The sequence below is a fragment of the Afipia sp. P52-10 genome (assembly GCF_000516555.1).
GTDB lineage: Bacteria > Pseudomonadota > Alphaproteobacteria > Rhizobiales > Xanthobacteraceae > P52-10.
In genome coordinates, this window is sequence record NZ_AZSJ01000003.1 from 1,356,173 (window position 1) to 1,368,828 (window position 12,656).

General features: G+C 66.2%; 11 protein-coding genes. 9 read left to right on the forward strand and 2 right to left on the reverse strand.

Annotated features, from left to right (window positions below; genetic code table 11):
- Nucleotides 1–15: 15 nt before the first annotated feature.
- Nucleotides 16–1,407 carry an adenylate/guanylate cyclase domain-containing protein gene (locus X566_RS07735; RefSeq protein WP_034464971.1) on the reverse strand — a complete coding sequence of 464 codons (1,392 nt, stop codon included), beginning with the start codon at nucleotides 1,405–1,407 and terminating at the stop codon, nucleotides 16–18.
- 129 nt (nucleotides 1,408–1,536) lie between these two features.
- Between X566_RS07735 and proB the strand changes: the two genes are divergently transcribed.
- The 9 genes from proB (at nucleotide 1,537) to X566_RS07780 (ending at nucleotide 11,333) form a co-directional block, all read left to right on the forward strand.
- Nucleotides 1,537–2,670 carry a glutamate 5-kinase gene (gene proB / locus X566_RS07740; protein ID WP_034464974.1) on the forward strand — a complete coding sequence of 378 codons (1,134 nt, stop codon included), beginning with the start codon at nucleotides 1,537–1,539 and terminating at the stop codon, nucleotides 2,668–2,670.
- Nucleotides 2,671–3,045: 375 nt separating this feature from the next.
- Entirely contained in the window at nucleotides 3,046–4,338 is a 1,293-nt protein-coding gene (locus tag X566_RS07745) for a glutamate-5-semialdehyde dehydrogenase (RefSeq protein WP_034468186.1), read from the forward strand.
- Complete coding sequence (locus X566_RS07750; RefSeq protein WP_034464977.1) at nucleotides 4,335–4,952, forward strand: nicotinate-nucleotide adenylyltransferase; 618 nt, start codon at nucleotides 4,335–4,337, stop codon at nucleotides 4,950–4,952. The genes X566_RS07745 and X566_RS07750 overlap by 4 nt, the downstream gene beginning before the upstream one ends.
- A 321-nt stretch (nucleotides 4,953–5,273) precedes the next feature.
- Nucleotides 5,274–5,594, forward strand: a complete 321-nt coding sequence (gene rsfS / locus X566_RS07755) for a ribosome silencing factor (RefSeq protein WP_081740097.1) — start codon at nucleotides 5,274–5,276, stop codon at nucleotides 5,592–5,594.
- A gap of 203 nt (nucleotides 5,595–5,797) precedes the next feature.
- Nucleotides 5,798–6,280 carry a 23S rRNA (pseudouridine(1915)-N(3))-methyltransferase RlmH gene (rlmH, locus tag X566_RS07760; protein WP_034464979.1) on the forward strand — a complete coding sequence of 161 codons (483 nt, stop codon included), beginning with the start codon at nucleotides 5,798–5,800 and terminating at the stop codon, nucleotides 6,278–6,280.
- 63 nt (nucleotides 6,281–6,343) lie between these two features.
- Complete coding sequence (locus X566_RS07765) at nucleotides 6,344–7,813, forward strand: murein hydrolase activator EnvC (RefSeq protein WP_244434704.1); 1,470 nt, start codon at nucleotides 6,344–6,346, stop codon at nucleotides 7,811–7,813.
- Entirely contained in the window at nucleotides 7,810–9,138 is a 1,329-nt protein-coding gene (locus X566_RS07770) for a S41 family peptidase (protein WP_034464981.1), read from the forward strand. The genes X566_RS07765 and X566_RS07770 overlap by 4 nt, the downstream gene beginning before the upstream one ends.
- A 336-nt stretch (nucleotides 9,139–9,474) precedes the next feature.
- Nucleotides 9,475–10,710, forward strand: a complete 1,236-nt coding sequence (locus tag X566_RS07775; RefSeq protein ID WP_034464983.1) for a divergent polysaccharide deacetylase family protein — start codon at nucleotides 9,475–9,477, stop codon at nucleotides 10,708–10,710.
- A gap of 128 nt (nucleotides 10,711–10,838) precedes the next feature.
- On the forward strand, nucleotides 10,839–11,333 hold the full coding sequence (locus X566_RS07780) for an RNA pyrophosphohydrolase (protein ID WP_034464986.1): 495 nt from the start codon (nucleotides 10,839–10,841) through the stop codon (nucleotides 11,331–11,333).
- 66 nt (nucleotides 11,334–11,399) lie between these two features.
- On the opposite strand, the gene X566_RS07785 is transcribed toward X566_RS07780, so the two are convergent.
- Nucleotides 11,400–12,470, reverse strand: coding sequence for a glycosyltransferase (locus X566_RS07785; protein WP_034464988.1), 1,071 nt, complete (start codon nucleotides 12,468–12,470; stop codon nucleotides 11,400–11,402).
- Nucleotides 12,471–12,656 lie beyond the last annotated feature (186 nt).

A 12,656-nucleotide genomic window follows, 5' to 3' on the forward strand; every position in this document is an offset into this window, starting at 1 on the left:
CGACGGCCCTTGGCCTCACGCCGTCCTGATCCAGATGCCGATCGGCTGTTCGAGGCCCCGGACGACCTGCGCCGGATGCGCCACGAGCCGCATCCGCTCGATCTCCGTATCGTCCGCCTCGCTGCGCACCTTGGCAACCAGCGCATCGCTCGCCACCAGCACGCAGCCGAGCTGCCGCGTCAGCGCCTCGAGCCGGCTCGCCGCATTCACCGTGCTGCCGATCACCGCGAACTCCAGCCGGTGCGCACCGATGTCGCCAAGCACCACCGGCCCGTAATGCAGGCCGAAGCCGGCGTGGATCGGCGGCTGACCGCGCGCTTCGCGTCGATGATTGAACGCCGCCACCGTGGCGATCATCGCCTGCGCGCAACGCAGCGCGTTCCACGCATCGCTGACGCCCGCGAACGGCGTGCCGAAGGTCGCCATCAGTCCGTCGCCGAGATACTTGTCGAGGGTGCCGCCATGCTGAAACACCTCGTGCTCCATCAGGCCGTGAAACTCCCGCAGCGTGCCGATGATCTCCTCCGGCTGCTTGCCGTCGGCAAATGCCGTAAAGCCGATGATATCGACGAACAACACCGCGACGTTCTGGGTGCGGACCTGCTTCAGCGGCTCGTCATTCTTCGACAGTTCCTGCACCACCGTCGGCGAGAAATAGCGCGCGAGATTCGTTCGCTCGCGCTCCACCGAAGCGTGGTTGAGCAACAGATTGTGCGAGCGCCGCACTGCGACGGCCAGCGTCGCCGCGACGATCATCAGCGTCACGATTTCCTGGAATCGCCCCTGCAGATAGAGAGAGTTCGGATCGACCACGCGCAACAGCCGCTCGTCGCCGCCGAGCGCTGCGCGCAACCGCTCGGTCAGCGCCGGATCGACCGGCTGCAGCCAGAGCCAGAACACGCCGACGCACCAGAGCGCCGATGCCCAGACGCCCATCGCCACCAGCGTCCGCCAGGAATAGGCGAGTGGCGCGCTGGCGAGCAGCACGAAGAAGTAGAGGAAATTGTTGAAGTGCAGCGCCGCAGGCGCGGGCCACTCGATCGTCCGCCACGGATTCGGCACGACGATGATGAAGGTGAGCACCGCGAGATCGCAAAAGATCAGCAGGATTTCCGTGCCCGACCGGCCGACGCGGCCGACCTTGAGCTGCGCCCAGCCGATCAGCGCGAACACCAAGAGCATGGCTTCGTAGTAAAGGACGTCCCAGTACGGATTGACCACCACCGACATCACCGCGATCACGGCAAGCGCGGTCCAGCGGGCGCGCACCGCAAGCAGCAGTCCTTCGCGCTTGGCGTTGACCAGCGCCGCCTCGGCGTAGCGTTCGGTCTCGCGCTGGCTGAGGGCCCGGCCGGCCTGTCCCGCGCCGGCCGGCACCTGTTGCATCGCTCTGGTCGGCATGGCCATCACCACTTCCCCCGATCGCGCCTGGCCGCTGCTTATCACGGACGACGCGCCGATTGCCAAAGCAGGCGTCCTGTGACAGGGGAAGGACAGGCCGCGCCGCGGCCAGAACCCCTGTCATCGCTTGTTCCTATGCCGCTGCCTGCCCTCAAGGATTTCAAACGCATCGTCATCAAGGTCGGATCGTCCCTGCTGGTCGATTCGGCGGCGGGGCGCGTCAAGCGATCCTGGCTGGTGGCGCTCGCCGAGGACATCGCCAAGCTGCACGGCCAGGGCCGCGATGTGCTGGTGGTCTCGTCCGGCTCGATCGCGCTCGGCCGCAGCCGGCTGAAGCTGCCGCGCGGCGCGCTGAAGCTCGAGGAGAGCCAGGGAGCGGCGGCGGTCGGCCAGATCGCCCTGGCGCGAATCTGGTCGGAGGTGCTCGGCCAGCACGGGATCGAGGCGGGACAGATCCTGCTGACCCTGAACGACACCGAAGAACGGCGCCGCTACCTCAACGCACGCTCGACCATCGGCAAGCTGCTCGACTGGCGCGCGGTCCCGGTGATCAACGAGAACGACACCATCGCCACCAGCGAAATCCGCTACGGCGACAACGACCGTCTCGCCGCACGCGTCGCCAGCATGGCCAGCGCCGACCTGCTGATCCTGCTGTCGGACATCGACGGCCTCTATGACGCGCCGCCGACCGCCGACAACAATGCGAAGCTGATTCCGCGTGTCGATGCGATCACTGCCGAGATCGAGGCGATGGCCGGTGCGGCCGGATCGGAGCTGTCGCGCGGCGGCATGCGCACCAAGATCGAGGCGGCGAAGATCGCCGTCGGCGCCGGGGCGCACATGATCATCGCCTCGGGCAAGATCGACCACCCGCTGCAGGCGATCGCCAAGGGCCGCCGCTGCACCTGGTTCATGACCGCGGCCAACCCGGTGACCTCGCGCAAGCGCTGGATCGCCGGCACGCTGGAAGCCAAGGGGACGCTGACGATCGACGCCGGCGCGGTGTCGGCGTTGCGCGCCGGCAAGAGCCTGTTGCCCGCAGGCGTGATCCGGATCGAGGGGCGTTTCGCCCGCGGTGACGCAGTGGTGGTGCGCGGCCCTGACGGCCACGAGATCGGCCGCGGCCTGGTCGCCTACGACGCGGACGATGCGGAGCGGATCAAGGGTCGTTCGTCGGGGGATATCCTGACCATCCTCGAGATCGGCGGCCGTGCCGAAATGATCCACCGCGACGACCTGGTGATCGGCCCCAGGCCCAAGACCTGAGCAAGGCCCGAGACCTGAGCAAGGTCTGGACCGGCATATCCGAAAGACCTGAAAAGCTCGCGAAACGACCGGCTGGAACCGGCTCTGCCCCAGCTCGGCTGTCCCGGACCAGGTCGGCCATTGACCGACCTTGCGCGGCTCGCGAGCGCCACCCGGCAGATGTTAACGGCTTTCGGCGGGTTTGCGGGCCTTTGCACCATCTTGTCCTGCCCCCTGCCGGCTCCCCATATGCGGCTGCTGAGCGGGCCAATGCACCATCAGCAATGCGGCGGCAGCGGTGGCGAGCCGCGAATTTGCGTGCTAGGACATGGCCTTAAGCATGGTCCGGCGGCAATGATGCGGCCGCAAGCCATGCGCCCGGAAAAAGCTTCAACCATGACCGCCTCGCTGAAAGCCATCGACGCTCCCGACGACCTCGCCACGCTGATGCACGACCTCGGCCGCCGCGCCCGCGCTGCCGCCCGCGTGCTCGCGCTGACGCCGCCGGATCGGAAGAACCGCGCGCTCGAGGCGATCGCCCGTGCGATCCGCGCCAATGCGGCAACGATCCTCGCCGCCAACGCCGAGGACGTAGCCGACGCGCGCGCGAACGGGACCACCGGCTCCTTCATCGACCGACTGACGCTGGACCCCAAGCGGGTCGAGGGTATCGCCCAGGCGATCGATGACATCCGCAAGATTTCCGATCCCGTCGGTGTCGTCACCGAGACCTGGACCCGCCCGAACGGCATGACAATCGAGCGGATGCGCGTGCCGCTTGGAGTCATCGGCGTGATCTTCGAGAGCCGCCCCAACGTCGCGGCCGATGCCGGCGCGCTGTGCCTGAAGGCCGGCAACGCGGTGATCCTGCGCGGCGGCTCGGAAAGCTTCCGCTCCTGCCGCGCGCTGCACGACTGCATGATCGCCGGCTTGCGCGAAGCGAAGCTGCCGGAAGACGCGATCGTGCTCGTGCCGACCCGCGACCGCGCCGCCGTCGGCATGATGCTCGCCGGCCTCGACGGATCGATCGACGTGATCGTGCCGCGCGGCGGCAAGAGCCTGGTCGCCCGCGTGCAGGCCGAAGCGCGCGTGCCAGTGTTCGCCCATCTCGAAGGCCTGTGCCACGTCTACATCGATGGCGCCGCCGATCTGGCGATGGCCAAGTCGATCGTCATCAACGCCAAGATGCGCCGCACCGGCGTCTGCGGCGCCGCCGAAACGCTGTTGGTCGACAAGGCCGCTGCACCGACGCATCTGAAGCCGCTGATCGACGCCTTGATCGAGGCGGGTTGCGAAGTGCGCGGCGACGCCGCCGTGCAGGCCGCGGACCCGCGCGTCAAGCCCGCGACCGACGAGGACTGGAGCACCGAATATCTCGACGCGGTGATCGCGGTGAAAATCGTCGATGGCGTCGACGACGCGATCGCCCACATCGAAAAGTACGGCTCGCACCACACCGACTCGATCGTCACCGACGACGGCGCCACCGCGCAGCGCTTCCTGGACGAGATCGACTCGGCGATCGTGCTGCACAATGCCTCGACCCAGTTCGCCGATGGCGGCGAGTTCGGCTTCGGCGGCGAGATCGGCATCGCCACCGGCAAGTTTCATGCACGCGGCCCGGTGGGCGCCGAACAGCTGACGAGCTTCAAGTATCGCGTGCTGGGCACCGGCCAGACCCGTCCGTGACCGTCGCCGAGCGGATCGCCTTTCCCCTCACCACCGATGGCCTGCGCATCGGCCTGCTCGGCGGATCGTTCAATCCGCCGCACGCGGCGCATCGTGCGCTGAGCCTGTTCGCGCTGAAACGTCTGCAGCTCGATCGGGTATGGTGGCTGGTCTCGCCCGGCAACCCGCTGAAGGACACCCGGGCGCTGCCGCCGCTTGGTGAGCGGATCGCCGCGGCCCGCGCCGTCGCCAACCATCCGCGCATCGACGTCACCGGGCTCGAGGCGCTGATCAGCACCCGCTACACCATCGATACCGTCATAGCGCTTCGCCGCAAGTTCCCGACCCTCCGTTTCGTCTGGCTGATGGGCGCCGACAACCTCGCCCAGTTTCACCGCTGGCGGAACTGGCAGGGCATCGCGGCCGCTCTGCCGATCGCCGTGATCGACCGGCCGTCCGACAGCCTGCGCGCGCTCGCATCACCTGCCGCACAGGCTCTGTCAAAGTTTCGTCACACCGAGAGCCGGGCGGCACAGTTGGCGGATTTCCGCCCGCCGGCATGGGTGTTCCTGCGTGGCATGAAGTCACCGCTGTCATCGACGCACATCAGAAGTCAGATAAAGCAATCGGTCTGACATCATCTGGACATTGAAACCATTAACCTTACATGGATAGGATGGGTGTGGGCCGCTGGCGGATTCGGCGCCCACGATGAAGTGACCCTGGCGCGCTTCGCGGGAGAGAGAACCACACATGCGGCGCGTGCCTCCGGTTTCGGAGTGACGCAGTCTCGTTTTGTAGTGACGTAGTGACACGACGCAGTGAAAGGAAAGGTCCTGACAACATCTCCTGTTGCTTCTTCAGCCTCGGCTAAACCCGCAGTCACCCGGGCCAACCAAACCTCCGCGTCCGCCGCAGCCACCAAGGCCCGGCCCGACGCCGAACAGGCCCTGAAGATGATCCTCGCCCGCCTCGACGACATGAAGGCAGAGGACACCGTCACCATCGACCTCCGCGGCAAATCCAGCATCGCAGACTACATGATCGTCACCAGCGGCCGGGCCAACCGGCACGTCGGCGCGATCGCTGAGAACGTGATGAAGGATCTTGGCGAGGCCGGTTTGAAAGGCATTCACGTCGAAGGCCTGCCGAACTGCGACTGGGTTCTGATCGATACGGGCGACGTGATCGTCCATGTCTTCCGACCCGAGGTTCGCACGTTCTACAGCCTCGAGAAAATGTGGACGCCCGTGCGGCCGGTCCCGAAGGCGAGTTAGTGGAGCAGGTTTGACGTCCGCGTCCCGCTGGCTGCGGGACTGACGAAGGCGGCTGCCAAATCCAAGCCTCCACTTTGTATTGTGCGTGTGAGTGGTCCTTTGATTTCAACATTTGCAGGCACGTTTGCCGCCAGAGGATGCCAATGTCGCAATCGAGCCCTTCGCCCTAGACCTGCGCTGATCTGTCCTGCCGAGGGGCGACCATGCGCCTGATCGTGATTGCTGTCGGCCGGCTGAAAGCCGGACCGGAAAGGGAACTCGTCGATCGCTATCGCGAGCGGTTCGCCGACCTCTCGCGCAAGCTCGGCTTCCGCGGCCTGGAGGTACACGAAATCACCGAGAGCCGCGCCCGCGATACATCCACCCGCATGAGCGAAGAGGCCGCCGCGATCACGGCTCTCATTCCCGAAGGCGCCATCGCTGTGGCCATGGACGAACGCGGCAAGGCGATCGACAGCGCCACCTTCGCCGCTCAGCTCGGCCGCTGGCGAGACGAATCAAGCGGGACCGTTGTATTCATCATCGGCGGAGCGGACGGACTTTCGCCTGAATTGCGGCGCAGGGTGAAAGCATCGTTCGCGTTCGGCTCGGCAACATGGCCGCATCAATTGGTGCGGATCATGCTGATGGAGCAGCTTTACCGGGCGGCAACGATCCTGGCCGGCCATCCTTACCATCGCGCCTGAGACCGATCCGCCGTTTGCAGCGGATTCAGACTGAACCGAACGAGCGGCGACACGCGGATTGCCATGAGCCGGATTCCGAAGAACCGGATGTCCACCATCACCACAAAGACTGCCGGACGCCTGGCGCACCTGCCCCTCCGCAACCGCTTTCGGCTGCCCCCCACGCTTGTCGGCGTCACCATCGTCGCGGTGGGCCTGCTCGCCACCGACGCCACACGCCCGGCACTGGCGCAGGGCGCCGACGCGCCGCCGCCCCCGGTGGCCACGGCAACGCCACCCGAAACCGCGCCCGCGGCGGATACCGACAAGAAGCCGCCGACCGCCGCGATCGAAGACGTCATCAAGAAGCACGAGCAGGAACTCGAACAGGCCCGCAACAGGCAACGCGATGCGATCGACGCCGAGAACAAGCTGAAGGCCGAGATCGCCGAGATCGGCCAGGACCGCAACAAGCTCAACCGGCAGCTGATCGACACCGCCGCGCGGGTCCGCTCGATCGAGGAGCGCATTGCCGAAACCGAGGACCGGTTGCGCATGCTCGATCAGCGTGAGGTGATGATCCGCAACTCGCTCGATGCGCGGCGCGCGGAGACCACCGAAGTCTTGGCCGCGCTGCAGCGCGCCGGACGACGCGCACCGCCTGCGCTGATGGTGCGCCCCGAAGACGCGCTGCAATCGCTGCGCACGGCGATGCTGCTCGGTGCCGTGGTGCCGGAAATGCGCGCCCGCGCCGAGCGGCTGATCGGCGACCTCGGCAATCTGGTCAGCATTCGCAAGGAAAACACCGAGCAGCGCGAGAAGCTGATCGCCGATCGCGACGCGCTCAACACCGACCAGCGGCGGCTCGCCGCACTGATCGAGGAGCGGCAGCGCAAGCAGAACGCGGTGGAGAAAGACATGGAGGCCGAGCGGGTGCGCGCGGCCGAGCTGTCGAAGCAGGCCGACAACCTGCGCGACCTGATCGCGAAGATGGAGCAGGATCTGAAGAGCGCCGCCAAGGCCGCCGCGGCCGCCAACAGCCACGGAACGCCGAAGGCGCTCGGCAAGAACATGGGCGCCCTGAAGGATCCCGGACGGCTGAGCCCCGCCATCGCCTTCGCCTCGGCGAAGGGCCTGCTGCCGATGCCGGTCAACGGCGTCAAATTACGCGGATTCGGCAGTTCCGATGGAACGGGCGGCACCGAAAGAGGCATTTCGGTGGCAACACGCCCAGGGGTGCAGGTCACAACTCCGTGCGATGGCTGGGTTGTCTATTCAGGTCCGTTCCGCAGCTACGGTCAACTCTTGATCCTCAATGCCGGTGGCGGGTATCATGTCTTGCTTGCCGGGATGGAGCGAATTTCGGTTAACATCGGCCAGTTCGTCCTGACAGGAGAACCGGTGGGGACGATGGGGACGGCCTCTCAGGTTGCTTCGATTTTGGCTGCGGCTCCCAGTCAGCCGGTCTTATATATCGAGTTTCGCAAGGACAACACTCCTATCGATCCAGGTCCATGGTGGACCGCAAGTGAAGGCGAAAAGGTTCGCGGATGATGCGCAAGACTTCCCTGGTTCTCCTCAGTGCTGCCGCCGGTGCCGCGGTCACGTTGCTCGTGACGCAGCCGCGCGTCACCCTGATCGGCTCATCGGCGCGCGCCGCAGCTTCCGATACCTACCGCCAGCTCAACCTGTTCGGCGACGTGTTCGAACGCGTCCGCACCGACTACGTCGAGAAGCCCAACGACAGCAAGCTGGTCGAGAGCGCGATCAGCGGCATGCTGACCGGGCTCGACCCGCATTCGAGCTACATGGATGCGAAGAGCTTCCGAGACATGACCGTGCAGACGCGCGGTGAATTCGGCGGCCTCGGCATCGAGGTCACCATGGAAGACGGCCTGGTGAAGGTGGTCTCGCCGATCGACGATACACCGGCCTCGAAGGCCGGCATCCTTGCCAACGACCTGATCGTCTCCCTCGACGACGAGAACGTGCAGGGCCTGACGCTCAACCAGGCGGTCGAGAAGATGCGCGGCCCGGTCAATACCAAGATCAAGCTGAAGGTCGTCCGCAAGGGCCAGGACAAGCCGCTTGAGATCACGCTGACGCGCGAGAACATCCGCGTCCGTCCGGTGCGCGCACGCGTCGAGCAGGACGACATCGCCTATATCCGCATCACCTCCTTCAACGAGCAGACCACCGAAGGCCTGAAGAAGGAGATCGCCAACCTGCAGAACCAGATCGGCGACAAGCTCAAGGGTTACATCGTCGACCTGCGCAACAATCCCGGCGGCCTCCTGGAAGAGGCGGTGACCGTCTCCGACTCGTTCCTGGAGCGCGGCGAGATCGTTTCCACCCGCGGCCGCAATGCCGAGGAGACCCAGCGGCGCAGCGCCAAGGCCGGCGACCTCACCAAGGGCAAGCCGATCATGGTGCTGGTCAACGGCGGCTCGGCCTCGGCTTCGGAAATCGTCGCGGGCGCGCTGCAGGACCACAAGCGGGCGACCGTGATCGGCACGCGCTCGTTCGGCAAGGGCTCGGTGCAGACGATCATCCCGCTTGGCCAGGGCAATGGCGCGCTGCGGCTGACCACCGCGCGCTACTACACCCCGTCGGGCAAGTCGATCCAAGCCAAGGGCATCATCCCGGATGTCGAGGTGCTGCAGGACGTGCCGGAGGAGCTGAAGGCCCGCACCGACACCAAGGGCGAAGCGTCGCTGCGCGGCCACCTCAAGGCCGAGGGCGATGAGCAGACCGGATCGCAGTCCTACGTGCCGCCGGAAGCCAAGGACGACAAGGCGCTGAAGATGGCGGTCGACCTGCTGCACGGGGTCAAGGTCAATGCGGCCTCGCCGACCCCGGTCGAGAAGGCGGCCAACTGACCCAGCCATTCGGCAAGACATGTTCCAAGGGGGCGGCTCAAGGCCGCCCCTTTCGTTTTGATCGGTCTCATCCGATCCTTGGCGTCAGAACTGCGCTAGAGCATGATCCGGACAAGTGCGAAGCGGTTTTCCGAAAAGATCACGCTTAAACAAGAAGCTAAAGCGCGAGGATGATTCATCCCGATCGCATCGCGCTTTAGGGCTCGGGGGCCGGCTGCATCGTACCGCCCGCCGCGAGCCCGGTCCGGCAGCGGTCGCTGCTCACCGGCGCCATCCGCCCGTGATATTGTTCCGCAGATTGATTCGCGGGACTGGTTCGCGGGGATTTTGCACGCCTTGACGACCGACGATCTGAACACTCCCCTCGGCAGGACCTTCGTCCGCAAGCGGCGCTTCCGGCTGCCCTTCAGTGCGACCCAGGCCCTGTCCGGGCTGCTGGCGGCATTCCTGCTCGGCTTCGTCGGCGTGGCGCTCTTCAACGACAATCCGCTCGGCGGCGAGCCGATGGCGCGCGTCGCCCTCGATACCGCGCCCGCTGCCCCGCAGGCGGCGGCCCCATCGCAATCGCCGGCGACGCAAACCGCGGCCGATCCGGTGATCGTCCGGCAGCCGCCCGCGCCCGCAGAGCAACGGACTGTCACCATCATCGACGGCACCAGCGGGGCACGGAAAGACTTCAAGGTGCCCGGAACCAGCCAGGAGCCGCTGGCGGCAGAGCAGGGCGGCGGCGCGATGACTGCGCCCACTACGACTGCGCCAACGATGACCGGCATCAATCCGCGGCTGCTGGAATCCTCCCGCTACGGCATGATCCCGGCCGTCGCGGACGGGCTGAGGTCGTCCTCGGTCTATGCCGCGGGCACCGATGCGTTGCGCGCGCGGGCCGCCACCATGCCGTCGATCGCCATCGTCATCGGCGGTCTCGGCGTCGGTGCCGCCAAGACCAACGACGCCATCATGAAGCTGCCCGGCGCGGTGACGCTCGCCTTCACCCCCTACGGCTCGGATCCGGCGCGCCTGGTCGAGCGCGCCCGCAGCCAGGGACATGAGGTGCTGCTGCAGGTGCCGATGGAGCCGTTCGACTACCCCGACAACGATCCCGGGCCGCGCACGCTGCTCGCGACCGCCACCGCCGAACAAAACCTCGACCATCTGGCTTGGCATCTCAGCCGCTTCCAGGGCTATGCCGGTCTCGCCAACTTCATGGGCGCGAAGTTCGCCGCAACCGATGCGGCCATGCAGCCGATGCTGCGCGAGGCCGCCAAACGCGGGCTTGCCTACTTCGACGATGGCACAGCCACGCGCAGCGTTGCCGGCGCGCTCGCGCAAGGGTTGAATGTGCCGTTTGCAAAAGCCGATCTGACCATCGACACCGTGCCGACGACGAGCGAGATCGATCGCGCGCTGGCACAGCTCGAGACGCTGGCGCGGCAGCGCGGCACGGCGATCGGAACCGCCTCGGCTCTGCCGGTTTCGATCGAGCGGATCGGCGCGTGGACGAAGCTGCTCGAGGGCCGGGGCATCCTGCTTGTGCCGTTGACAACAGCGATGCAAAAACCAAAATCGAGCTAGGCATGATCGGCATAGGGTCGTGCTCAACTTGAGGAGGTGAGCAGGATGACGAAAACGACGTCATCGCGCTTTGGATCTCGATCCTGGCGGCCGCCCGGCCACCTCCGAAGCGCAGAAGGCCGCCGGACATGACACGTTACGAGGACCTGCCCTATCGCGCCTGCGTCGGCGTGATGCTGATCAACAAGGATGGGCGCGTGTTCATCGGCCGCCGCGCCGGCGGCATCGAGCACGTCGACAGCACGCATGTCTGGCAGATGCCGCAAGGCGGCGTCGATCCCGGCGAAGACACGTGGACCGCCGCCAAACGCGAGCTGATGGAAGAAACCGGCGTACGCTCGGTGGAGAAGCTTGCCGAAATCTCGGACTGGCTGACCTACGATATTCCGCGCACCGTCGCCGGCCGCACCTGGAAGGGCCGCTATCGCGGGCAGAAGCAGAAGTGGTACGCGATGCGCTTCGCGGGCCACGACGCGGAGATCAACGTGGTCAGCCCGGCCGGACACAAGCAGGAGTTCATCGACTGGCGCTGGGAGCCGATGCAGAATCTTCCCGAGTTGATCGTGCCGTTCAAACGGCCGGTCTATGAGCGCGTCGTGAAGGAATTCGCACGCTTCGGCTAGCGCGTTTGCATGCGGGCGCCGGTTCGCGGCCGTTGCGGCCGGCGCACCGCCGAACCCGATCCCGCTTCACTCCTGATCGAACGCGGCGCGCAGGATATGCTCGCAATAGGCGCTGCGGATGTGATGGGCGAAGACGTGCTCGCGTGCGGCGATCGCCATCTGCTTCAAGCGCGCCTTGTCGGCGAGCGCCGCCACCACCGCACGCTCCAACCCGCCCGGCTCCACGTCGTAGTAGATGCCGTGCACGCCTTCGCGCAGCGGCTGATGGCGGATGATGGTCGGATGATTCATCACCGGCACCGCCTGCGCGATGCCGGCCTCGTAGTGCCGGTTGCAGTCCCAGCCCATGCCTTCCGGCGACCAGGCGAGCCAGGAGCGCGACATCCGTTCCAGGAACGCGTCGTAGGGCAGCCGCTCCGTCGGCTGATCGATCTTGTAGCCCAGCGCCTTCAAGCGTTCGAGCTCCGGCAGGCCCGCGCTGCGCACGGTGGAGTTGCCGCGGATGCCGCCGGAGAAGAAGATGTCGTGGGTCTTCTCCGGAAACGGCCGATCGCGCCAGCTCGCGTCATAGCGAAACTGCGGCAGCGAGATCGGCCGCAGCACCTCCATGCGCCGCCGCCAGGCATCGCTGTTGCGATAGCGCAGCGTCGGCAGATGCGGATGCGCCGAACCATACAGCACCTGCCACTTGTCGACCGGCAGCTCGCGCTTGAAGAAGATCTTCGCCTTGTCGAGCAGGAACACCGAACTCTTGCCGATGCCGAACGCGTCGTCCATGTCGATGGCGATCAGCGGCACCGGCACCTTCACCCAGCGCAGCATGCTGATGCCGAACGGCCGCGACACCGACGCCCATGGCTGCCGTGGGGTATAGAACGGCCCGCGCGCCCAGTAGCGCGGATGCCACGGCGAATAGCGCAGCGTGTTGACGATGATCACGTCGTAGAGCCCGCGCCTGGCATCGCGCAGCGCACGCAACACGCGATCCGGCGTCGAGAAGCCGTCGATCGGCTCGCCTTCCTGCGGCAGCCGCGGCGTCGACCACAGCGAGGTGGTGCGCTCCGGGTACTCCAGTTTGAAAAAACTGCCGCCGATCTCCAGGATGCGGGCGCGGGAAATATCGACGGGGCTTGGCATTGCACGGGGCTGGTTGAACAAACGAGGCCCTCTTCCTATCACTTCGCCGCGCGTTATCAAACCCATTGATAGAATTGAATTATTTTACGCGGATCATGGCCTCTGGCGGTGGTCCGGCGCTTGCGGAGACCGCGGTTTCTTGCCATTCAACCGTGAGGCGGATTCCCCGCCTTCCAGGCGCCACAC